This window comes from Tundrisphaera macrotermitis, assembly GCF_051175315.1.
Taxonomy (GTDB): Bacteria; Planctomycetota; Planctomycetia; order Isosphaerales; family Isosphaeraceae; genus Tundrisphaera.
Map to the genome: position 1 here is coordinate 5,212,424 of NZ_CP195100.1, position 23,526 is coordinate 5,235,949.

A 23,526-nucleotide genomic window follows, 5' to 3' on the forward strand; every position below is an offset into this window, starting at 1 on the left:
CCGCCGGGCCGACGCCGGCCCGGCCCATCCTCTTATTTATACCATTTGGCCGCGTTTCCTGAGAATCCACTCCGACACCAGCAGGGTGAGGAACAGGGCCAGCACCGGCCAGGTGTTCCACAGGGGGATCGGCGGGTCGGTGTCCAGCGGCACCTTCTGCGGCAGGGGCAGGCTCGCCCCCAGGCCGGTCAGGTCCCGGGGGGTGTAGAACTTGCCCCCGGAGGCCGTGGCCGCCCGGATCAGCTCGGGCTCATTCATCTGGGTCTGCTCGCTTTCGCCGGCCGGCGGGTCGACGCCGAAGGTCGCGGTGGGGATCCCTTCCAGCGTTGGTGGCGGGAGGAGGCGGACCTCGTACTCCCCCTCGGCGGCCTGAGGCAGCACCCCTTCGAACACGTTCCGCGAGCCGGCCGCCGGCTTCAGGGACAGCTTGCGGCCCGCCTGCCCCTTGCGGCTGACCCGCACCGTGACCTCGTTGTTGGCCGGGACGAGCGCGGGGTTGGGGAACCGGACCCGGACCTCGATCGGCTGGTTGCGCTGGTATCGCTTGCGGTCGGTCTGGACCTCCGCCTGCTTCTGGCCCAGGAGCTTGGACCGGGCCAGGAACCGGATCGTCTGGGTCCAGAACCGGCCGAAGTAGCGGTCGCCGACGCGGAACCGCCACCGCCAGGTGTCGTCCACGGCGTGGAACATCGACTTGCCCGAGCCGACGAACTGGTAGGCGATCAGCGGCAAGGGGCCGTCGGAGCCGGCCTGGGTCGGGTGCTCGGCCAGCACCAGCGCGGCGGGCTTCTTGCGGGGGGCTTCGAAGTACCAGAACAGCTGGGGCAGGCCCGCCCAGATCCGGGCGTTCTGCACCTCGTCGTCGCCGAACCGGAAGATCGGGTTGGCCCGTCCCTCGACGGTCAGGCTGGGGCGGAACCCGGCGATCGAACCGGCCACGGCGGTCGGGTTGCGGGCCTCGGCCAGGTCCACCGGCAGGAGCATCTCCAGGGGCGTGCCGCGATAGCCGAGCGGGTTGAAGTTCTCGCCCGCCACGAATAGGACCCCGCCCCCCTTCTCGGTGACGAACTCGACCAGGTGGTTCATCTCCGTGGCGCTCAGGAAGCCAGGATCCGCGTCGCCGATGATGACAACGTCGTACTCGAACAGGTCGTCCTTGCTCGCCGGGAAGGTGGGCAGCGCCGCGCGGTCCTGGTTGCTGAACTGGGGGTCCGACGCCTGGAGCACCACGTTCAGGCTGATCGTCTTCTCGCGGTCCAGGAACGTCTTCAAGTAGCGGAACTCATACCGGGGCTCGCTGTCGACGTAGAGGACCTTGAGCTTCTCCTCGCGGACGTTGACCAGCTTCTCCAGCCGGTTGTTCTCGGCGCGAAGCTCGCGAGGCTTGGCGTCGACCTCGACGATGTACGTCACCTGGCCGACCTCGCGGGGGCGGTGGCTGATGTCGACCCGGGTCGGCTGGCCGTCGGGCGGGGCGACGATCTTGACCGTCTCCAGGTCCTGGACCGCGTCGGGGTTGCCGGCCGAGGGGACCTTGCGGCGGAGGTGGACGGTCAGCTCCTGGCCGGCGTAGCCGCGCGAGGCGAGCCGGGGCTGGAACCGGACCAGGTCGTCGACGAACACGACGTCGTCGACCATCAGCTCGGACAGTTCGATGTCGCGCGGGGGCTCGGGGTCGCCCAGGCCGATCGGGTAGAGCGGCACCCCCTTCTTGGCGGCGAACTCGGCCGCCTTCGCCAGCGTCTCCCCCTCGGTGGTCTGGCCGTCGGTCAGCAGGACGATCGCCGTGGGGGGCATCCCCCGCAGCTCCCCCAGCACCTGCCGGACGCCGGTGCCCAGCCGGGACTGGTCGCCGCTGGGCTCGACGTTCTTGAGCTTCTCCAGGGCCGGCGCGATCTGCTCCGGCTGGTCGATCGAGGCGAACGGCACGGCCGACGACGAGACCAGATACAGCCGGACCCGGTGCTGCTTCTGAAGGTCGCGGAGGAACTTGCCGTCGTCCTTGTACAAGAACCCCTTGGCCAGCGCCAGCCGGGTGGCGTCGGCCTGCCCCGAGGCCCTGGCGAGGTCGGCGGCGGCCTCCTTGGCCTTGGGGTCGGCGTACTGGTCGACCACCCGCTGGCTGGCCGAGTCGTCCACCATGACCACGAAGTAGGGCAGCCCGGTGCGGTCCACCGACAGGACGGCCTCGGACAGCATGAACAGGGCCAGGATCACCAGGGCGATCCGCAGCGAGGCCAGGAACATCTTGTAGGGGAGCGAGGCCGAGCCTTCGCGGCGGTAGAGCCAGATGATCCAGGCCGCCGCCAGGCCGACGATCAGCACCGTCATCCCTTGCGAGAGCGGGTGATCGGGGCGGATGCGGGGGTCGAACGACTCGCCCGCCCCCGGGGGGGCCACGCCCATGCGATCGGCCAAGCGTCGGAGCAGCCAGTCCATCGGGGTCTCGTCTCGCGGGGGGTCGATCGGTCGGGGGTGGGTTCAGGCGCGGGAGTGGTGCCCGAAACGCCAGGCCAGGGTCGATTCGATGAGCAGGAAGGCGAGCAGGGCATACAGCAACGGCCGATGCAGCTCCCCCCGGCGGCCCACCGCCGACGCGTTGTCGGTCAGGTCGCGCCAGTTGGTCAGGTAGCTGAACGACCAGCCGGGCACGGCGTCGGCCAGCCCGGCGCGGTCGAGCTTGGCGGGGTCGCTCTCGGCCGATCCGGGGTTGGCGGCGAACAGGGCTTCCGAGGCGGGCGGGTTGCCGAACCGGGCGCGATAGGCGCCGCTCAGGTCGGTGTCCTCGAAGTGGAACGTCCCCACGTCGCCCGAGGCCGCCACCTGCGCCGCGACCTTCACCTCGTCGGGGCGGATCACCTCGACCGGCGAGCCGATCGTGGTGGCGGGCAGCGCCTGGTCGAGCGGCTGGCCGACCCGGACGTTCCGCTCGGCGAGCCGGCCCGAGGCCGCCTGGAGGACGACCTGTTCCATGACCGGGGGGTAGCTCTGGTGCAAAGGCCAGGTGGTCCACCCGGCGTCGGCCGAGGTCGCCACCTGGATCACCGTGCCGCGATGGCGGGGGCTCTCGATCACGGCCGGGTCGCCGCCGTCGAAGCCCAGGGCCACCTTGGCCGGGGAGTCGGGCGGGAGCTTGAGCCGGTGGTACTGCCAGGTCTTGGCCCCGGTCAGGCCCGCCACCACGTTGGCCGCGGCGCCGTTGAAGGCACTCACGATCGGGTGGCGGAAGCCGAGGGGGTCGAAGTCGAACGCACCTTTTTTGGTCGCGGCGTCGCCGGCGATCCCCACCAGGGCGGCGGGCAGGATCCCCTTCCCCTCGTCGTGGAACAGGCGGTTGTAGTTCTCGGCCACGACCTGATCCCCGCCGAAGACGACCAGCCCGCCCCCCTGCTTGAGGTAGGCGTCGAGCGTGGCGACCTCGGCCTCGGTGACCTGGGCGATGTTGCACAGGACCACGGCGTCGAAGGCGGATAACTCGCGCTGGCCGAGCTGGGATTCGGCGATCACCGTGGTCTGGATCGTCGACGGCATCCCGGCCGACTTCACCTCGGGGCTGAGCGCCTGGGCCAGGTAGTCGGTCTCGGCCTGGAACGGCTCGGCCTTGGGGTGGCCGTCGACCAGGAGGACGGAGACCGCCTCGCGCACCGGCACGGCCAGGCGTCGGCGGTTGTCGAGCTTGAGCGGGTCGTCGTCGATCTGGACTTCCAGGAGGTGGTCGCCGGGGGTGGCGAACTCGGGCGAGAACGCGAACGTGGCGTCGGCCCCGACCGCGATGTCCTGGGGCGCCCCCTCGGGCCCGAGCTGGCCGTCGACCAACAGCCGCGCCTTGGCCGCCGTCACCGGGTTCGGCCCGTAGTTGTGGACCGTGGCCGAGACGATCGGCGGCGGGCCGACCCGGGTGACGATCGGCGTGTTGAGCCGGAGGTCCACGACCGCCCGGTTCTCGCCGCCGTCTTTGCCCAGGTCGATCACGGTGGACTGCGCCTGGCGGGCCGCGAGCTTGGCCACGGCCGACTTGAGCGCCTCGGCCTGGCCGGGGGCGGTCTGCCAGCTCGCCGACTGGAGGTCGGACAGGAAGACCACCTCCTTGCGGGGGATCGGCGACACGTCCAGGACCCGGTCGATCGCGTTGAAGCTGGCCACCAGGTCGGTCCCGCCGTGCGGCAGCGTGATCGACTCGATCTCCTTGAGCAACTCATCGCGGTTCGACGACGGGGCGGCGTCCCCCACCACCACGCGGGGCGGGTCGGCCATCAGCACCACGCTCAGGGCGTCGCCGCCCCGGGCGTCCTGGACCAGCCGCGAGGCCAGCGCCTTGGCCTGGCCGAACCGGGTGGCGTCGCCCGCCGTGTAGTCCATGCTCAGGGACCCGTCCAGGACCAGCACCCGGTGGGTCCGCTGGCCGGGCAGCAGGGGCAGCGCCCCCAGGCTCTCCAAAAACGGCTTGGCCATCGCCAGGACCGCCAGCAGGACGACCATGGTCCGCACCGCCAGCAGGAGCCACTGCTCGACCTTCACCCGCCGCTTGTTCTTCTGGAGCGCGGCGATCAGGAACCGCATCGCCGCCCAGCGCATCTCGCGATGCTTGCGGCGGTTGAGCAGGTGGATCAGGATCGGCAGCGCGGTCGCCGCGATCCCGAGCTGGAGCAAGGGGAGGTTGGCGAACCCGATCGCCCACAGTACCGGAACGTCCAACGTCGATTCCTCCGAGGAACGGCCCGATCCGGCCCGAGTGGTCCACGCAAGCGGGGGTCGATCAGCGGGCCCGGAGCCCGCGCATGGCGAGGTAGCTGGTCAGGGGGCCGTCGAGATCCTGGTCGGTCCGCAGGGGGACGTAGTCGATGTCGATCGACTGGCATCCCCGCTTGAGGTCGTTGAGGTAGGTCCGCAACTCGTCCTGGTAGGCCCGCCGGAGGGCGTGGGGGTCGGCCAGCACGTCGGGCAGCCCTTCCATGCCCCGGAACAGGGTGGTCTCCCGGAACGGGAAGTCGACCTCCGCCGGGTCCAGGATGTGGAACACGATGACCTCATGGCGGCGGTGGCGGAAGTGCTTCAGCCCGGCCAGGATCCGCGGCACCTCGTCGAGCAGGTCGCTGAGGATGACCACCACCCCGCGCTTCTTGAACCGCTCGGCCAGATCATTGAAGACCATGCCGAGGTCGGACTTGTCGCGGGCCGGCGTCACGTCCATGACCCGGAGCAGTTCCTTGAGGTGCGACGGCTGGCCGGACGGCCGGACGAAGCGGCGGACCGCATCGTCGAAGGTGGCCATGCCGACCGAATCCTGCTGGCGCAGGACCATGTACCCCAGGGCCGAGGCCACGAACTGGGCGTACTGCATCTTGCTCACGTTCGAACCGGAGGCGTAGGCCATCGACTCGCTCGTATCCAGGAGCAAGTAGGTGAGGAGGTTCGTCTCCTCCTCGTACTGCTTCAGGTAGAACTTGTCGGTCTTGGACCACACCTTCCAGTCGACGTGGCGGACGTCGTCGCCCGGGACGTATTCCCGGTGCTGGGCGAACTCGACCGAGAAGCCGTGGTAGGGGCTCGCGTGCTGCCCCGCCACGTACCCCTCGACGATCATCCGCGCCTGCAGGTCCAGCCCTTCCAGGCTAGCCAATGTTTGCGGATTTAAATATCTTTGGTAGTTTTCCACTCTGCTCCGCCTCGCGCTCGTCGACGGGGACGTGCTTGATCAGCCGGGCCACGATGTCGTCGGGGCGGAGCCCCTCCGCCTCGGCGTTGAAGTTGGTCACGATGCGGTGCCGGAGGATCGGGACGGCCACCGCCCGGATGTCCTCGGTGGAGACGTGGTAGCGTCCATACAGCACGGCCCGGGCCTTGGCCGCGAGCACCAAATACTGGCTGGCGCGGGGGCCGGCCCCCCAGTTGACGTAGTCGCGGATGAACTCGGGCACGTCGTCGGTGGTGTTCCGCCGGGTCATCCGGGTGAGCCGGACGGCGTATCGGGTGACGTGGTCGGCCACCGGGACCTTGCGGACGATCTCCTGGAGTTCCAGGATGTCCGCGCCCGAGAGGATCTTCGAGACGCTGGGCCGGGTGGTCGAGGTCGTCAGCCGGACGATGTTGAACTCTTCCTCGGCGTCCGGGTAGTCGACCGAGATGTTGAGCATGAACCGGTCGAGCTGGGCTTCCGGCAGCGGGTAGGTGCCTTCCTGCTCGATCGGGTTCTGGGTGGCCAGGACGAAGAACGGGTCGGGCAGGCGGTGGCGTTCGCCGCCGACGGTGACCTGGCGTTCCTGCATGGCTTCCAGGAGCGCCGCCTGGGTCTTGGGCGGGGTCCGGTTGATCTCGTCGGCCAGGACGATGTTGGCGAAGATCGGCCCGCGGAGGAACTTGAACTGGCGGAGCCCGGTGGCCTTGTCCTCCTGGATCACCTCGGTCCCGGTGATGTCCGAGGGCATCAGGTCGGGGGTGAACTGGATCCGGTTGTAGCTGAGGTTCAGGGCGTCGGCCAGGGTGTGGATCATGAGCGTCTTCGCCAGGCCGGGCACGCCGACCAGGAGGCAGTGGCCCCGCGCGAAGATGGCGATCATGAGCTCTTCCAGCACGTTCTGCTGGCCGACGATCACCTTGCCCATCTCGGCCTTGAGGCCGGCGAACGCCGACTTGAGCCGATCGACGGCCTCGAGATCCTCGTGCTTCAGGGGTTGTCCGGCGTTCTCTTCGCCCACGCTCGTCTCCTTGGGGCTCGGGACCTGCTCGCAGGGCCGGGGCAACCGGGGCATCGTGCCGATGCCGGCCACCCCATCCGGTTAGGTTACTCGGGCATCCGGCCCCCGTCCATGACCCGACGATCCCCCAGGGCCCACAGCCCGCCCCGGGTGGCCACCACCGCGCCGAGCGGCGAGGGGAGGAAGGTCAGGTCGGCGGCCGGGGCCTGGAACACGAAGCGTTGGATCAGCCCGCCGTCCTCGCGGCGGTGGAACGCCAGGGGGAGCGACCCCAGGGCCTTGTCGGTCAGGCGGGCCGGGTCGGGATAGGCGGCCACGTCCCGGTCGATCGGCGCGATCGACCAGCCGGAATCCGGCCCGGTCAGCGGCCGCCTCCACAGGACCGCCCCCTCGGCCATCGACAGGGCGAACAGGCTCGGGTCATTCGGGATGCCGCCGCGCCCGGAGGCGACGAACACGCGGTCGCCGGACATCGCCAGCGAGTCGGGGTGCTCGCTCAGGTCCTCGCCGCCCAGGAACCGCGACCAGAGCCGGGCCCCGGTCGCCGGGTCGACCCGGACCAGTTCGCGGCCGTCCAGGAGCACCAGGAGCCGGTCGGCGTCGCCGATCAGGCGGGTCGGCCCGTTCTTGGGGAGGTCCACCGGCTCGCGCAGGCTCCAGACCCGGACGCCGCGGTTGGTGTCGAACAGGGCCACGCTCATCCGGTCGACCACCAAGGCGACGTGGTCCTCGTCGATCGGCAGGGGGTCGATCGGCCAGGCGTCCTCGTCGCCCGCGGCGAACTCGGCGCGGCGGCGGCCGGTGGCGGTGTCCAGCACCAGGGTGGCGTTGGCGTTGGGCTTGCGTGCCTGGAGCACGATCCGGCCCGGGCCGACGTGGAGCCGGGGGTTGATGCGGCCCCCGTTGGCCGGCGTGTACGACCAGTCGACCAGCCCCGAGTCGCCGTCGACGGCCAGCAGCCGGCGGTCCCCCTCCAGGCAGAAGACCCGGTTGCCGACGATCCGGAAGTCGGCCAGGGGCCCCGAGGTCTCGGAGTCGTCGCGGGGCGTCCCCGGAGGGGCCGGCCCGAACGGCGCGGCGTCGGTGGCCGGGGCCGGCCCGCCGAGGTCCTGACGCCACTGGATCTGGCCGTCGTCCAGGGCCAGCGCGACCAGGCTGCGGGGCGTGGCGGCGATGATCCGGTCGGCGAGGTAGCCGACCCAGATCGGCTCCCCTCCCAGGTCTCGGATCCACCCCGACGCCCCGGTCGCGGGGTCGACCGGGCGGATCGTCGGGCCCTGGGCCAGGAAGACCCGCCCTGCCTCGGCCGACGGCGGGACGCCCGCGGCGCCGATCGGCCGGATGTCCCCGGCCGGGTGGAGGTCCCAGCGGCGGCGGAGCGGCACCGGAACGCCCGGCCCCGCCCGGTCGCCCCGCATCCGGTCGAACGGCGCCCGGGCCAGCCGCGCGGCCACGGCCGGGCCGACCCGATCGCCGGCGCCGAGGGGCTGCTCGGCGAACCGGGCCGAGGCCTGCAGGTAGGCGTCGCGGGCGGAGACCCAGAGCTTCTGGGCCTCGTAGGACCGGGCCAGGCCCCACAGGGCGCGGGCCCGGAGGGCGTCGTCCGGGGCGGCGGCCAGCAGCTTCTTGTAGGCGCGGGCCGCGTCGGCGGGGTGGCCGAGTTCGTCGGATAGCTCGGCCAGGGCGAGCCAGGCATCGGGCACGACCCGCGCCGCGGGGTAGGCCCGGCCGATATCCTCCAGGAGGCGGGGGTCCCGCTCGCGGCGGCCCCGGTCCAGCAGCGACTCGGCTTCGCGGTCGTAGGCGGCGTAGAGGTCGCGCCCCCGGTCGCGGAGCAGGGCCGCCAGGCGGTCGGCGATCAGGAGGTCGGCGCGGATCGACCGGTGGCCGTCGGGGGCCTCGGTCGCGACCGTCCGGAGCTGGGCATCGGCCAGCACGCCCTGGAGCGTGTCGATCGCCTCGGGGGCCCGACCCGCGTCCACCTGGACCCCGGCCAGGTCGAGCCGGGCCTCCAGCCGGTCGCGGTCGGTGCGGGCCACCTCGGCGGCCTGGCGGTAGCGGCGGGCGGCCTCGTCCCAGGCCCGGGCGGCCCGGGCCTTGCCGCCCAGCTTCATGAGGATCCGGCGCTGCTGGTCGCGGGCCACGTCGGCCAGGAGCAGCCCGTCGATGATCTCCGACGGCCGGGCCCGCGACGGGACCATCTCCAGGCTGGCCAGGGCCTCCTCGTCGCGCCCGGTCGCCTCGGCGGCCCGGGCCAGCAGGTAGTAGTTGGACGCCTTCTCGGGGGACCGGGCGATCTCGACCTTGAATCGTTCGATCAGCCGGCTGGTCTGGCAGAACACGATCAGGGCGTTGGCCTGGGCCACCACCAGGTAGCCGTCGCCGACCGCCAGGTTGCCGCCCCCCTCGCACTGGAAGCTCTCCCGGAGCTTGATCGACGGCTCGGGGCGGAGGCCCGTCTCCGGGTCCAGGACGTGGATCTCCGACCGGGTGGGCCAGTAGATCCGGTCGCCGGCGAGCAGCCCCCGACCGAACCCCTGGGTGGCCTGATTGCTGTCGGGCCAGGACCGGGCCATCTTGCCGGTCTTCGCGTCGAACAGGAGGACGCGGTCCCCGGTGGCGACCAGGTGCCCCTTGGCCACCCCCAGCAGGTGGGCCAGGTGTACCTCCTCGGGGATGTCGCCGGTCTTCCAGGCGAGGCGGCCGGTCGCGGCGTCGAAGGCGTAGATCGCCGGGGCATCGTTGGGGGCCACGATCACCAGGCCGTCGTGGACGATCGCCGGGTTCAGGTCGCGGTCCGCCCCGGCGCCGGGCCGGGTCGGGTAGGTCGCCAGCCAGCGGATCGCCCCGGTCTCCGGGTCCAGCGCGGCGACCGCCCCCAGGTTGGTCTGGAAGTACAGGGTCGAGCCGTCGTGGGTGAGCAGCCGGAGGCCGACCTCGGGCCGGCCGTTGGGGTCGGTCCCGGCGCTGGACCGGCAGATCCAGCGGATCCACCGGACGTTGCCGGTGTCGGCATCCAGGCAGGCGACGTGGGCGTTGGTGTTGACCGAGCGCTCGGTCAACGCCACGTAGACGTTGCGGGCGTCCGCGACCGGCGTGCCTTCGAACACGACGTTGCTGCCGGGCTCGTTCTCGAGCTTTCGCGGGGTCAGGTTGATCTCCGAGGCGTCCTTCTTCCAGAGGCGCTTGCCGTCGGCGCCGCGGTCCAGGGCCACCACGAAGCTAGGGGCGGACGACGCCTGGAAGTTGATGTTGCCGCGGCCGGCCAGGAAGAGCGTCGAGGGGGGGGAGCCCATCCTCGCGTAGATCCGGTCGCCGAAGGCCGTCAGGGTGTAGCGGGGGATCCCCTGGAAGCCCCGGTTGGCCATCGGCCCCGAGCCGGGGGGGGACTTCTCGGACCGCCAGGCGGGCTCGATCGGCCCGGACGGGGCGATCCCCTCGCCGGGCCGGCTGTTGAGGTCGTAGGCGAGCACCTGCCGCTCGTCGTCGACGATCACCTGATCGCCCACGACGATCGGGAAGTAGGCCAGGAGCCGCTCCGGCGGGATCGGCAGCGCCATCGGCTGGGAGAAGGTCCGCATCCGGCTGGGGTAGAGGGACATCCGCGCCGTGCTGGACGGGATCGGCTCCAGGTCCACCCTCCACTGGAGCGAGCCGACGTCGATCGGCGACGGGGCCACCTTGGTCCGCGCCTGGGCCCCGGCGAAGGTCGGCCAGCGGCCGTCGGGCTGGGCGGGGGTGGCCAGGTGGTCGTTGCGGATCGCCTGGGCCAGGGCCTCGGCCAGCGGCCCGCGGCGCCCGGCGAACGGGCCGGCGGCCCCGGGATAGGCGGCGGCGAAGGCCTTCAGCTCGCCCTCGGTGGGGGGGCGTTCGCCGATCGCGGCCCGGGCGAGCAGCTTCTTGGCGGCCAGTCGGGCCGGGTCGACGCTCGGGTCGGGGTGGGTCATCGCGGCGCCGGGACCGCCGTCGGGGGCGTCGGGCATCAGGGCGACGTATTCGGTCAGGGCCTCGCCGAACCGGCCGTCCTGGAAGGCGAGGTCGCCCAGCAGCTCCAGCGCATCGTCGCCCCAGGAACTGCAGAAGGCCTGGTCGACGATCCGGCGGAGCGGGGCGCGGTCGCGATCCGACCGGCCCTGCTGGAACCACCGCTCGGCCTGCCCGTCCACCCGGGCCCGGTACAGGGCGCGGGCCTCGGGGGGGAGGGCCGCGATCCGGTTCTGGCACTCGCGGCGGACGCCGATGGCCAGCCGGGACAGGCCGGCGAGGGCCGGGTCGGCGGGCTCGTCGGTGGTCTCCACGACGAAGTCGCCGAACTGCTGGATGATCCTCTGGTAGATCTCGACCGCCTCGGCGTGGTGGCCGCCCCGGGCATGGTTGGCGGCGCTGCGGAGCAGGGCGTCGGCGGTGAAGCTGGTTTCGAAGTAGACCGGGGTCTCGGCCCGATCGCCCCCCTCGATGGGCCCGAACTGGGCCTGCACCGGGGTCCCGGCCAGGGCCGCGATCGCCAGCGCCGCAAGCCAACCGAACCGCCGCCGGGCCCGGCGGATCCCCCGTTCTCCCTGTGCCATGACATCTTCCTCCGCGTGCGATCGGAGCGAGGCGGGGACGCATGCGCTCGGACGTCGGGATGCGTCAATCGACCCGGGATGGAGTGGCACCGCGGGGCGAACCGTCATGTGTGCCGATCGGACTGGTGGCGGCGGGGTGGACCCTCGGCCGACCTCCGGTCGATCGGAAGCCATCGCGGACGGGCGGGTCCGATGCGGGGACGCCTCATGCAATCCTCGGGCCGCGGCCCGCCGCCGGGTTTTCCCGGGGGATCTCCTCAGGCCCGGCCCGCCATCCTGCCTTGATTGTGGGCATCGCCGCCGCGGGATTCAAGTCGGCGTCCCCGGGGGACGCCGGGCGGCGGCGTGGATCCCGGATCCCGTTCGGGGGATCGGGCGGCCCGGAAATCGGCCGCCCGAACGTCGTCGCCGGGTGCGTGGACCCGGCCGTGGCGGCTTATTCGCCGAGCTTGATGCTGCCCAGGTCGGTGGCCTCGCCGGCCTTGACCTCGACGGGCTGGCCCTTGGCCTTGCCCTCGTTGATGTAGCCCTTGGTCGAGTGGAAGACGATCAGGTTCTGGGTCCCGGCGGGGACGCCCTTGATCTCGAACGAGCCGTCCGCCTTGGTGACGGCGAAGAACGGGTGGTCGAAGACCTGGAACTGGCCCTTCATCCAGGGGTGGATGTCGCAGACCACCGGGATGACCCGCTTGGGGGCTTCCTTGAAGGTCTTGGTGATCTTGCCGTTGGCCGGCAGCATCGTGTTCATGCCCGGGGCGCCGAACACGGTGTAGTGGACGTTGTGGCCGACCGGGTCGCTCGACTTGAAGGTGATCTTCTGGCCGGTGTGGATCGCCGTGGTGTACGGCACGTACTCGCAGTTGATCTGGTCCATGATGACCTCGGGCGTCTTCTCCAACAGCGCCTTCTCGGCCTCGGGATTGGTGCCGGTCGGCTTGAGGATGTAGACGATCGCGTCGGCGACGCCGAGCGAGGCCGCGTCGACGGTCAGTTCCTTGGACTTCAGCTCGGTGGCGGCGCAGACCGCGGCATCCTTGACGCCTTGATCGCCCTTCTTGACGAGCACCTTGGCCTCGGGGATCCCCTTGCCGCCCCAGACCACGTGCCCCGTGATCGTGCCGTACTTCTCGGCGGCGGGGGCGGGCGGGTTGGCGACCAGCGCGGGGGTGATGGCCACCAGCGAGGAGACCGTCACGGCAACCAGGCGGGAGATGCGGGAGCGGGACAGGCGGCGGGCGTTCTTCACGATCGTGATCCTTGAGCGGGGTCGGAGAGTCGGCAACCGGCGGCCCTCGGCATTGCCGCGCGGAGGCGGGGGAAGGACGTTCACTCTAGCACGTCGGATCGTCGCTTGGAAAGTTGCCGGTTCAGGGCGCCGGCTTGGCCTCGGCGGGCGCGGCCGCCGGGGCGGGGTCGGCGGGCGCGGCCGGCTCGGCGGCCGGCATGGGGCTGGTCGGCGTCGGCTCGATGGGGCCTTGCGGGGTCTGGACCTCGGCCGTGTCGACCTCGGCGGGCTTGCCGGAGCAACCGGCCAGGGCCAGGAGCGCGGTGAGGGCGAGGGGCGCAAGCGGGCGGGGGTGAAGCGACATCGATGATCTCCGGGGGGTTCGGCGCGATCAGCCGGCGTCGAAGACTTCCAGGGCGCTGGAAACCTCGTGGAGCCGGGCGGTGAGGTAGGAGCGGATCTCTTCGCTGGTCTTCAGCTGGAGGATCTGGTGGGCGTAGCGCTCCGCCTGGGTGCTGGTCACCGAGGCGAGGAGGGCCTTGATGGTGGGGACGAACGCCGGGCTCATGCTGAACCGGCGCAGGCCCATGCCGAACAGGGCGAGCACCGACCGGGGCTGGCCGGCCATCTCGCCGCAGACCGTGACCGGCGTGCCGGTGCGCTGGCAGGCATCGAAGACCATCTGGAGGACGCGGAAGATGGCCGGGCTGAGCGGCTCGCACAGGTGGGCGACCTTGGGGTTGTCGCGGTCGGCGGCCACCAGGTACTGGATCAGGTCGTTGGAGCCGACCGAGATGAAGTCGGTCTCGCGAAGGATCGCGTCGATGCAGACGGCGGCGGCCGGGACCTCGACCATCACCCCGGTCTTGACGTCCTCGCCGAACGGGACCCCCTCGCGGCGGAGGTTCCGCCGGGTCTCCTCGACCAGCCGGTTGACGTGCCGGAGTTCCTCCAGCGTCGTGATCATCGGGAACAGCATCGAGACCTTGCCATGCCGCCCGGCGCGGAGGATGGCCCGGATCTGCCGTTCGAAGAGGCGCGGGTGTTCGAACGACAGCCGGATCGACCGCCAGCCCATGAACGGGTTGGCCTCGTTGCGGCGGCCGAGGTAGGGCACCGTCTTGTCGCCGCCGAGGTCGAGGGTCCGGATGGTCACGACGCGGTTGGGGGAGTCCTCGATGATCTGGCGATAGTGCTGGTACTGCTCTTCCTCGTCGGGGACGTCCTGGTGGGCGAGGAACAGGTATTCGGTCCGGAACAGCCCGACGCCGGTGGCCCCGACCTTCTGCGAGGCCTGGGCGTCGGCCGGGTTGTTGATGTTGGCCAGCAGCTCGATCGAGACGCCGTCGGCGCTGCGGGCGGGCTGGTCGCGGTTGAGGACCAGCCGGTCCTTGAGGTCGAAGAACTCCCGCTGCATCTTGCGATAGGCGGAGGTCGTCTCCGCGTCGGGGCGGACCAGGACGATCCCCTCGCGGCCGTCGACGATGATCAGGTCGCCGGATCGGACCTCGCCGCTGATGCCCAGGACGCCGGAGACGGCGGGCAGGCCGCGGCTCCGCGCCAGGATCGCGGCGTGGCTGGTGCCGCCGCCGGTCTCGGTGACGATGCCGGCGATGGGCAGCGAGCCGAGGCTCATCGCCTGGCTGGGCAGCAGCTCGTGGGCGACCAGGATCACCGGCACGTCGCCGTCCACGCCGGGGGAGAGGTGCGGGGCCATGCCCGGCGTCGGCGTGGTCAGGTGGGAGCCGATCCGCGAGACCACGTCGCGGAGGTCCGCGGCCCTCTCCCGGAAGTAGTCCTTCTCGATCCGGGCGAAGCTGGCGGCATAGCCCTGCATGACCACCTGGATCGCCGACAGGGCGGTCATCCGCTGGGATTCGATCAGGGCCCGGACCTTGGAGAGCATCGCCTCGTCGTTGACGATCTGGAGGTGCGTCTTGAAGATGTCCGCCTCGGCAGGTCCGAGCTGCTCGGCCACCTTCAGGACGATCCCCTCCAGCTCGAGGGCCGAGGTCGCCACGGCGACCTCGAACCGCTCGATCTCGGTGCCGATCGCCTCGTGCTCGGAGAGGAACTGGGTGTCGGCGCCGCCGAACACTGAGTCGACCCGATAGGCCACGCCGACCACAACGCCCGGACTCACCGCGATGCCTTTAAACATAAGACGCACAGTCTATCAAGTCGGTGGTGGGCATGACAATTGCCGGAATTCCCTAACCGACCGGGCCCGTCCATGGGACCGGCACATTCGGATCGTCCTCGCGGCCGGCGTGCCTCCCCAGCGCGGCCACGACCAGAAGCGCCGCCGCCGAGGCCCAGTAGGCCGCCGCCCAGTGGTAGGGCGTCTGGTGGGCCGACGCCCCGAGGCGACCCTGCTCCTTGAGCCGGGCCATGGCCTCGGCCGGGGCCACGATCGGGCCTTCCGGCAGCCCGGAATGGATCACGCCGAACCAGGCGAACCCTCCGGCGACGGCCAGGTAGATCGCCGCCGCACGCATCCGCCCGTCGATGAGCATGGCCAGGGCCGAGCCCCAGATCAGGCTGGTCACGATGAACCCCCCGGCCATCATCGTGACGGTCTGGATCAGGTGCTGCGTCCCCGGCGCGAGGTCGGCGAACGGCTTCGACTCGCGGAGGATCGCATTCAGGGCGAACAGGGCCAGGTAGGCCAGGGCCGGAACGCAGGCGAAGGCCACCGCCGGGTAGTGCCGCGTCGGCGTCGCCCGGAACGACTGCGCCGTGATCTCCAGGCCCACGAAGATCAGGATCGGGAAGACGGCCGCCTTGGGCAGCAGGTAGAAGATCCAGTCGAAGAAGCCGAACACCCCGGCCGCCCCCACGAACAGGGCGGTGGCCAGGGTGTAGCCGGCCCGCGCCCCCATCGCCTTGTAGGCCGGGTGGCCGATGTAGGGGGTGGACTGGATCACCCCGCCGAACAGCCCCGCCACCAGCGTGGCGAACCCGTCCACGGCCACGACCGGCCCGGTCGGGTATTCGTCGCCCACCGCCGCGGCGCTCTCGGTGCAGTCGATCCCCCCGACCACCGTGGCCAGCGTCAGCGGGATGGCCACCGGCAGGTAGCCCAAAGCCTCGCGCCACGACGCCCGGAACCATTCGAGCCATTCGGCCATCGGCAGCGGCAGGGAGGCCCGCAACGCCAGGTCGGGCCGGGAGACCCCCTCGCCGCCCCCCATCCCCGGGCCGAGGCCCAGGGCGTGCAGGCCATAATAAAGGAGACATCCCACCACCAGCGCCGCCAGGGCCCCGGGCGTATCCCCCCGCAGCCGCCAGTGGGCCGTCATCGTGGCCAGGATCATCATCAGGACCACCATCCCCACCACCGGGGTGGACACGATGTCCAGCAAAGGCAGGAAGCTGATGATGACCAGCGCAATCGCCGTGAGCGACCCGAGGAGCCCCGCCCGGGGCAGGACGCGGCGGATCAGGCCGCTGAACAGCGAGCAGGAAAATTTGAAGATCGCCGCCGCCAGCATCATGCTGATGCCGATGAACCAGGCATGGCGTGCCGCGCCCGCGTCATCCAGGCCGGTCGACCGGGCGTGGAGGAACGCCGGCCCGAGGATCAGGATCACCGACCCGAACGTCGACGGGGTGTCCAGCCCCAGGGGCATCGCCGTGGTGGTCGGCCGGCCCGACCTCCGCGCCAGCCAGAAGGCCATCCCGGTGAAGATCAGGTCCCCGGTCAGGACGCCCAGCGCGGTGCCCGGGATCATCTTCGTGAGCACGAACGCCCGGGGAAAGCCGAACGAGACCAGCAGGCCGGCCATCAGGATCATGTCGCCGATGTTGTCGAGCATCAGCCCGAAGAAGGCGTTGATGTCGCCGCGGCCGGCCCAGGCGTAGGGCGTGCGTTCGGGCGGTGCGAGGCTCGGATTCGTCGTGGTCACCGGCGGGACACTCCGGGCGGGCAGGGTGGCGAGGACGGCGGGTCGGGACGACTGGTCGCAATCGGGGCGCCGGAACCGATTCGGGACGGCCCCCGATCCTGGGTGATAAGGGACGGCCCCGGCCGTCGCAAGCCGGCACCCGCCTTCGAATAAGAAAATCGGGGGGACCTGCCGGGACGGGCCCGAGGTCGGGATCGCGGGCCCCCTGCTCCGCCCCGGGCCCGAGGATCGCGCACCATGCCCGTTCACCCCCGCCCGATCGCCTCGTCCTGGTTCAAGGCTAGCTTACTCATCGCCTTCGGGTTGGGCCCGATCGGGACCGCGCGGGCCATCGACTTCCGCTGGATCGGCCAGGACGGCCACGACTCGATCGGCGGGCACCCGGGGCCGGCCCCCAACGACTTCCAGGACATCCACCTGGTCGTCCGGGGCATCCCGCCCCGCCGGCGGATCGTCCATGTGGTGATCCGGGGCCACGGCAGCGGCGAGTGGGCCACGGACAAGCAGCGCGGCAACGACCTGATCGACATCGTTCGCAAGCCGGGCGCCACCACGGCCGACCTCTACATCGAGCCGTTCGGGCCGGAGACCGGCCGGGAATTCGAGGTCCACCTCCGCTACGACACCGGCGAGGAGGTGGTGGCCTACACCCGGGGGGGCAAGGCCGACCCCAACCTCCGGGTGGCCGGGCGGGGCCTGGAAATCGCCTGGCTCGGCCCGGACGGATCCGACCGAGTCGGGATGACGGCGGGCGTCGGGCCCGACGGGGTCGAGGATGTGCGGATCGCGGTCGCGAAGCTGACGGCCGGGGCCGCGATCCGGTCGGTGGCCGTGGCCGGGCCGGAGGGCCTGGCCTGGTCGTCGGGGCTGAACTCCAACGCCCACCGCAACGCCGAGTTCCTCCGCGACCCCGCCGACCCGACCCGGGGTGTGCTCGCGATCGGCGTGGACCGCGACCTCGCCGGGCAGGCGTTGAAGGCCTTCGTCGATTACGAGGACGGCCGCACCGACTCCCGCGATTTTCGAGCGGGCGGCGGCCGGCCGCCCCGGCCCCTGCCCACCCCCGCCCTCCCGGATCTCGGCCCGGGGACGCTCTCGGCCCGATGGCTCGGCCAGGATGGGGCCCCCGCCGGGCCCGGCGCCGTCCACGTCGCGGTCGACGGACTGGAGCCGGGCCGGACGATCGTGGCTGCCGCGCTGACCGACTCGATCGTGGGGAACTGGACGACCCACGACGAGTCACACCCCGGCTTCCCGCTGCCCGGCGATCCGGATCGGCTTGCCATCACCCGGGGCGGGCCGGATCGGGCCGACCTCGCCTTCCCCCCGTGCCGGGACGAATCCGACACGACTATGATCCTCCGGGTCCGCGACGACCGGGGCCGCGAGTCGATCCTCCGGTTCCCGGGCGGGGCCTGCGACCTGGCGAAGCAGACGCCCCCCCTGCCCCCGGGCTCGGCCACGGCGCATCCCGGCGACGACCTCCAGGCGCTGGTCGACCGGGTCGGGACGGTGACGCTCGCCCCCGGCACCTACCCCCTGCCCCGCCCCCTGATCCTGAACCGCCCGACGCGGATCGTGGGCCAGCCGGGCGCGATCCTCCGGTTTCAGCAATCGGCCGACCAGCCGGCCTGGACCACCGCCATCAAGATCCACAAGGGGGGGACGACGCTGGAAGGGTTCGCGGTCCGGTTCGCCGGGCCGGTCCGATGGGACTGGGACGTGAGCTTCGGCCCGGCCCTGATCGGGACGACCGACAATCGCGACCCGAACCCGCCCGAGCGTCGGCACGGCGTCGTCCTGGCCCGGCTCGACCTCGAAGCCCCCCCGAGTTCGTCGGACAAGTGGTCTCCCTGCGTGAACCTGACCCGGCTCCTCGCCGCGAACAGCGGTCGCGTCGAGGGTTGCACGCTCCGGGGGGGCGGCATCGTGTTCGCGGGCGGGCCCTGGACGATGTCCGACAACCTCTACCGGGGGGCGATGCCCCGGACCTTCGCCTATGACCTGTTCTCCGGGCGGTATTCCCACGACGCGGTCGTGGCCCGCAACCGGGTCGAGATCGCGCCCGACTCCGGCAAGACCTGGCGGTTCCTGGTCCTCACCCAGCGCGGCACCCGCGACGAGATCGCCGACAACGTCGTGGCCGGCATCGGGGCGCGGGAGGATGACCCGATCCCCCACCCCAACGCCCCGGAGGTGATTCTGACCGAGGCCTATCGGCTCCACTTCGAGGGGAAGCCGGCGGCGATCTCGGCCGATGGCCGGGTCGTGGCGATCCCCGAGCCCCAGGGCTCCCCGGCGATCGCCACCGGGGACGCCCTGGCGATCCTGGCGGGCCCGCAGGCCGGGCAGTGGCGGACCGTCGCCCAGCCAATCGGCCCGAGGGTCTTCCTGCTCGACGGGCCGATCGACCCGGCCACCGAGGCGATCTCGATCGCCACCGGGTTTACCCGGGAAACCGTCTCGGGCAACACCGTGGACACCCGGGGCAGCGGGCAGGCCGCCAACCTGGTCCTGGCCGGCAACCACTTCGGGGTGCGGGTGGCCGGCAACCACCTGATCGGTGGCGCCGAGTCGGTCCGATTGGTCGCCTCGGCCACCGAGGATCCGGTCTTCTGGGGCTGGTCCCACGCCCCGTTCCTGGGGGCGACGATCGAGGAGAACGTCCTGGAGGATGCCATCTCCGGAGGGATCGGCATCGAGCACAGCCCCCACGTCAAATCCAGCCAGGGGCGGGTCTATGCCTCGGCGACCCTGTCCAACAACGTCCTGCGGAGGACCGATCGTGCCCCGAAGGCGGGCGGGCCGATGCTCCGGGTCGGGTATGGCCCGGCCCGGGACGCCGGCGCGATGGTCGTGACCGAGTCCGGGACCCGGTTCGAAGGGGCCGCCCCCGAGCCGGCGGCCCGGGCCACGGCCCGGATCAACGGCCGGATCGTCCACGACGCCCCGCTCAGCGGCGAGGCGGCGGGCCGGGGAGATCGGCCACCGCCGGGGCCTCCGGCCGGATCGAGACCCCCCGGACCCAGAGGCTGAACGGGGTGGAGTCCCCCTCGACGTGGGCCGCGTTGGGCAGCGGCGGGTCCGCCGAATCGCTCTCCAGGGCTAGTTCGCTGAGCCCCTGCGGGAGGCGGAAGGCCGGGGTCTGCCAGGCGTCGCGGGTGCTGGGCGCGGCGTCCCAGGTCGCCAGTTCCTTCCCCTCGGCCATGAGCCGGACGGTCCGCCGGGTCCGGTGGCCGGAGGCATCGAGCGTGAGGGTCAGCGGCCGGGCGTCGTCGGGGTTAAAAACGTACAGCTTGCCCGAGGCCCCGACCATGCAGGACCGCTCGCCCCGGCGCATCAGGCGGTGGCTCCACCCCTGGGCGTGGAGGATCGTGGTCCGGCGCGGGGGCGGCAGCCTGTCGCGGTCGTACACGACCGCGTCGGCGTCTTCGTAGACCTTGGCGTCGGCCAGCTCGGCCTTGATCCGGTCGAGGTGGACCGGGAATTCGGGGAACGACCCCGGCCGCTGGTGCAGGACCACGTAGCGGAGCTCGTGGACCGTCAGGTAGAGCCAGGCGTAGTCGCGGAAGTCGGCGTCGCGGACGAGGTCGAAGTCCTGGTGGCGGGGATCGGCCAGGTAATCCGCCCGGCCCAGCTTGAAGGCGTCGAACGGCGAGTTGTGGTAGACGAGGTTGTCGTAGCCGACGTTGAGGAACGAGGTATAGCCGGCCGAGGTGGTCCCGCCGTGGATCGACTGCCAGTAGGTCGTCAGCGCTGGGAGTTCAAAAGCCCCCGAGTTGAACTGGGGGGCGTCCAGGAAGGTGGCCTGCGGGTCGCGGTCGAGGATCGCCCGATAGGCGGCCGGCATCGGAGGGACCGTCACCGTGATGTAGGGGTTGGTGCTCAGGTCGGCCAGGGCGACCGCTGACAGCACGCTGAAGACGGCGACCCGGCCGGCGCGGCCGGGAAGCCGGTCGAGCAGGTGCTTCAGCGCGGTGGCCGCCACCAGGGCCGCGACCACCGAGGCATAGAGGTTGAACCGGGCCGGGACCCGGATCACCCGGAAGCCGACGAACCATTTCTTGAGCCAGTAGGCCGGCAGGGTGATCTCCAGCGACCCGACCTTGGCGTGCGAACCCATCGACAGGACGACCAGCATCGCCAACGCCGCCCACCAGTACGCCCGCCGCTCGAACCGGACCCGGAAGGCCGCCGCGTAGGCGATCAGCCCCAGCGTGACCACGCCGAGATACGACGGGATCGACCCCGGGTGGATCATCACGTCGGTGTTGAACGGCAGGAGCTGGCCCAGCCGGTGGACCGGTGAGGGGACCAGATACCCCCAGAGCGGGGCCCGGAACATCCAGAACTCGGAGTCCGGCCGCGACATGACGTAGCCGTTGGCCACGGCCCAGACCTGGTTCGAGAACAAGAGCACCATCGCCGGCCCGGTGATCGCCGAGAAGGCGGCGAACCAGCGACACCGGGCGAGCAGCCAGTCCCCGATCCCCGATCGCCCCGCGCCGATCGCCCGCCACGCCACGTACAGGACTGCCGGGAAGATCGCGAATAGTCCGGCATAGGGCGAACTCATCGCGACCAGGACGTACAGGAGTGCGGAAACCGCCAGGCCTTTCCGCGTCGGCGTGTCCACCCATCGCGTCCATGCGACCAGGAACAGGGGGAACCAGCCGATGGTGATCTGCTCCAGCTCTCCGCGGGAGAAGAAGATCATCGGCATCCCCAGTATTGCGGTCATCCCGGCCAGGCAGGCCGCGGGTCGGCTCCGGGTGACGTTCCAGGCCAGCGTGAAGGTGCCGATGCCGGTCAGCCAGAAGGCGAACGTGCGGATCAAGTTGTAGCAGAGGATGTCGTTGTCGAAGAGGAGCGACAGCGGGATGAAGAGCAGGGTCTGGAAGTGCATCGGCGGGAGCGTGCCCAGCGCCGCGCCGACCGGGGCCTGGATGTTGGGGCAGAAGAATGGGAGCTTGCCCTGGAGCACGCATTGCATGTTCCAGCGCATGGTCCAGATGTGGGCGATCGGGTCGACCCGCCAGGGCAGTGTCGATCCCATCGTCAGCATGGCCGGATAGGTGGCCACGAACACCGAGGCCAGGTACAGGGCCGAGACCGCCGCCAACGTCGACCATCCCGGCGACCAGGCGGAGGTCGGCGGGGCCGGAGAGCGATCATCGGACATGGACGGTTCCATCCCTGTGAACCGGTGGATGAGGGCTTCCTGGCCCGGTACGCGAGGCCACGCATCCTCATTGGATCGGTGATCGAAGCCTCGGGACTTCGGTCTATTCTTGCGTCAACCCGACCGTTCGGGGACATTACCCCAATCCACCTTCCTCAACAAGAGGTACTGATCCGATGCTTCAACTGGGTTCCAACCTCTAGCGTTTTAGCAAGGTGTACGTTAATATCCTGGTTTTGGGGATTTTCGCTTCAAAACCAGGGGATTTTCGAGTGCCAAGGATTTACAGCTACGCCAGATTTTCTAGTGAACGCCAGAGTTTGGGTGATAGCACCAGACGCCAACTTGACGCCTCCAGGGCGTGGTGTGAGCGGAATAATTTTGTCCTAGATGAATCCCTACGGATAACAGATTCCGGGGTTTCAGCCTATCGCGGGAAGAACGTCAAGGAAGGAGCATTGGCTGGATTCCTGAAGCTGGTGGAGGATGGAAAGATTCCAACAGGGTCAATCCTGATCCTCGAATCGTTGGACCGATTGACTCGGGAAGAAATTCCAGAAGCGCTGACGTTGTTTATGAAAATCTTGTCAGCAGGTGTGACGATTCAAACTCTCACACCAGAGCGGACCCACACGCGATCTTCCATCGGAGACATTGCAGGGATTATCGAGCCGATCATTATCTTTTCGCGTGCCAATGAAGAATCTGCGATGAAGTCTAGCAGGAGCAAAGCCAACTGGACGCAGAAGAGGAAATTAGCAAGGGAAGGAAAACAAGTTACCACCCATTGCCCGTGGTGGCTGGAGATGGGACACAAGGGATTTCAGGAAATACCAGACCGCGCAGATGTCGTTCGGAAGATGTATGAAATGCGATCGTCAGGATTGACGATTCCCGCAATCCAGAAATGGCTGAACGAAAGCGGCGTCAAACCACGGTTCGCTAAAGCGTGGAATGCGTCGATGATTTCGCACATCCTGAAAACCAGGACGGTGCTGGGAGAATATCAACCCACCAGGACGATTGATGGCAAGAAGGTGGATGAAGGGGAGCCGATCGCAGGATTCTATCCTGCTGTCGTTCCGCTTGACGTCTACCACAGAGCACAAAAGATCAAGGTTAAGAAGGGACGCACTGGGGACAAGTTCTGCAATATCTTTCGAGGGGTCTTGGTATCGTCGCTGACTCACTCGCCATTCATCGTCCACGGTCAGGTGGAGACATACGCAGACGGAACGCAGGTCACCACACGCCGTCTCATTACGTCTGGGTTCATCAGTCAAGTTCCTGGTGCCGATCCAGCTAGAGTTCCCTACTTCCCTTTTGAGAAGGGATTTCTTCAGGGGTTACAGGAACTTGATCCTGCTGATTTCGCACCGAAGGACGAAACCGATATCTCCCGTCAACTGGCGTCACTGTCAGGGGAGATTGCGGAAGTGGACGCGAAATTAGCAACGATTCAAGCCAGGATCAAAACTGCCAAAGCGATTGAACCATTGCTTGACCTGGTGGAGACTTTGACGGAAGACCGCCAGAGTTTGCAGGGTCAGCTAGAAGTTCTTCAAGACCAGGTCAGCAACCACAGGATGGAAGTTGTCGGAGAGATTCAGAGTCTATCCAGGATGATTGCGAATGCGAACGAAGAAGACGCCCGAATCCTTCGGATGCAGATCCGTGGAAGGATGGGGACCCTGATCAACAAAGTTTTTCTTACCGTGGAAGAACTGGATGGGAAGGTTGGCAAGCGGAAGAAGTGGGAAGCACGATGTCTGGTGTTCTTCGCAGGTGGTGGGATTCGCTTCTTTGCCGTCAATCACGATGGGGAAGTATCGTCCGGCAACTGGCGATGGGATGACCTTCCAGAGACCGCAGAAGCCTTGATTGAAGGTCCGGTTTATTTCCGGGTTGATAGGGACCTTGACAGCTAGAACTTGGTACGCGAAAACTA

At 69.7% G+C, this 23,526-nt stretch carries 12 protein-coding genes; 2 read left to right on the forward strand and 10 right to left on the reverse strand.

Annotated elements, in window-relative coordinates; translation table 11 throughout:
• Positions 1-36 precede the first annotated feature (36 nt).
• From TA3x_RS21175 to TA3x_RS21215, 9 genes are all read right to left on the reverse strand, one after another.
• Positions 37-2,439, reverse strand: a complete 2,403-nt coding sequence (locus TA3x_RS21175; protein WP_435016662.1) for a VWA domain-containing protein — start codon at positions 2,437-2,439, stop codon at positions 37-39.
• A 42-nt stretch (positions 2,440-2,481) separates the two neighbouring features.
• Positions 2,482-4,695 (reverse strand): BatA domain-containing protein, encoded by a 2,214-nt coding sequence (locus TA3x_RS21180; RefSeq protein ID WP_435016663.1) that lies wholly within the window; start codon positions 4,693-4,695, stop codon positions 2,482-2,484.
• A 61-nt stretch (positions 4,696-4,756) separates the two neighbouring features.
• Positions 4,757-5,620, reverse strand: coding sequence for a DUF58 domain-containing protein (locus TA3x_RS21185; protein WP_435016664.1), 864 nt, complete (start codon positions 5,618-5,620; stop codon positions 4,757-4,759).
• Positions 5,613-6,695, reverse strand: a complete 1,083-nt coding sequence (locus tag TA3x_RS21190; protein ID WP_435016665.1) for an AAA family ATPase — start codon at positions 6,693-6,695, stop codon at positions 5,613-5,615. The genes TA3x_RS21185 and TA3x_RS21190 overlap by 8 nt, the downstream gene beginning before the upstream one ends.
• Before the next feature lie 86 nt (positions 6,696-6,781).
• Entirely contained in the window at positions 6,782-11,263 is a 4,482-nt protein-coding gene (locus TA3x_RS21195; protein WP_435016666.1) for a PQQ-binding-like beta-propeller repeat protein, read from the reverse strand.
• A 436-nt stretch (positions 11,264-11,699) separates the two neighbouring features.
• Positions 11,700-12,509 (reverse strand): carboxypeptidase regulatory-like domain-containing protein, encoded by an 810-nt coding sequence (locus tag TA3x_RS21200; protein ID WP_435016667.1) that lies wholly within the window; start codon positions 12,507-12,509, stop codon positions 11,700-11,702.
• A 121-nt stretch (positions 12,510-12,630) separates the two neighbouring features.
• On the reverse strand, positions 12,631-12,852 hold the full coding sequence (locus TA3x_RS21205) for a hypothetical protein (RefSeq protein WP_435016668.1): 222 nt from the start codon (positions 12,850-12,852) through the stop codon (positions 12,631-12,633).
• 27 nt (positions 12,853-12,879) lie between these two features.
• Positions 12,880-14,631: a phosphoenolpyruvate--protein phosphotransferase gene (ptsP, locus tag TA3x_RS21210; protein ID WP_435016669.1), complete on the reverse strand. Its 1,752-nt coding sequence runs from the start codon at positions 14,629-14,631 to the stop codon at positions 12,880-12,882.
• Between the two features lie 70 nt (positions 14,632-14,701).
• Entirely contained in the window at positions 14,702-16,396 is a 1,695-nt protein-coding gene (locus TA3x_RS21215; RefSeq protein ID WP_435016670.1) for a permease, read from the reverse strand.
• 237 nt (positions 16,397-16,633) lie between these two features.
• On the opposite strand from TA3x_RS21215, the gene TA3x_RS21220 reads away from it, so the two are divergent.
• Positions 16,634-19,432 carry a hypothetical protein gene (locus TA3x_RS21220; protein WP_435016671.1) on the forward strand — a complete coding sequence of 933 codons (2,799 nt, stop codon included), beginning with the start codon at positions 16,634-16,636 and terminating at the stop codon, positions 19,430-19,432.
• Here the strand turns inward: TA3x_RS21220 and TA3x_RS21225 are convergent.
• A complete protein-coding gene (locus TA3x_RS21225; protein WP_435016672.1) occupies positions 19,350-21,578 on the reverse strand; it encodes a hypothetical protein in 2,229 nt (742 codons plus the stop codon). The genes TA3x_RS21220 and TA3x_RS21225 overlap by 83 nt on opposite strands.
• 272 nt (positions 21,579-21,850) lie before the next feature.
• Here TA3x_RS21225 and TA3x_RS21230 point away from each other — a divergent pair, with 272 nt between their 5' ends.
• A complete protein-coding gene (locus TA3x_RS21230) occupies positions 21,851-23,506 on the forward strand; it encodes a recombinase family protein (RefSeq protein WP_435016673.1) in 1,656 nt (551 codons plus the stop codon).
• Positions 23,507-23,526: the final 20 nt, after the last annotated feature.

What these genes read in the sequence shown, in the direction of transcription:
- TA3x_RS21220 (WP_435016671.1), top strand. Translation starts at nt 16,634, where the DNA reads ATGCCCGTTCACCCCCGCCCGATCGCCTCGTCCTGGTTCAAGGCTAGC.
- TA3x_RS21225 (WP_435016672.1), bottom strand. Translation starts at nt 21,578, where the DNA reads ATGTCCGATGATCGCTCTCCGGCCCCGCCGACCTCCGCCTGGTCGCCG.
- TA3x_RS21175 (WP_435016662.1), bottom strand. Translation starts at nt 2,439, where the DNA reads ATGGACTGGCTGCTCCGACGCTTGGCCGATCGCATGGGCGTGGCCCCC.
- TA3x_RS21195 (WP_435016666.1), bottom strand. Translation starts at nt 11,263, where the DNA reads ATGGCACAGGGAGAACGGGGGATCCGCCGGGCCCGGCGGCGGTTCGGT.
- TA3x_RS21205 (WP_435016668.1), bottom strand. Translation starts at nt 12,852, where the DNA reads ATGTCGCTTCACCCCCGCCCGCTTGCGCCCCTCGCCCTCACCGCGCTC.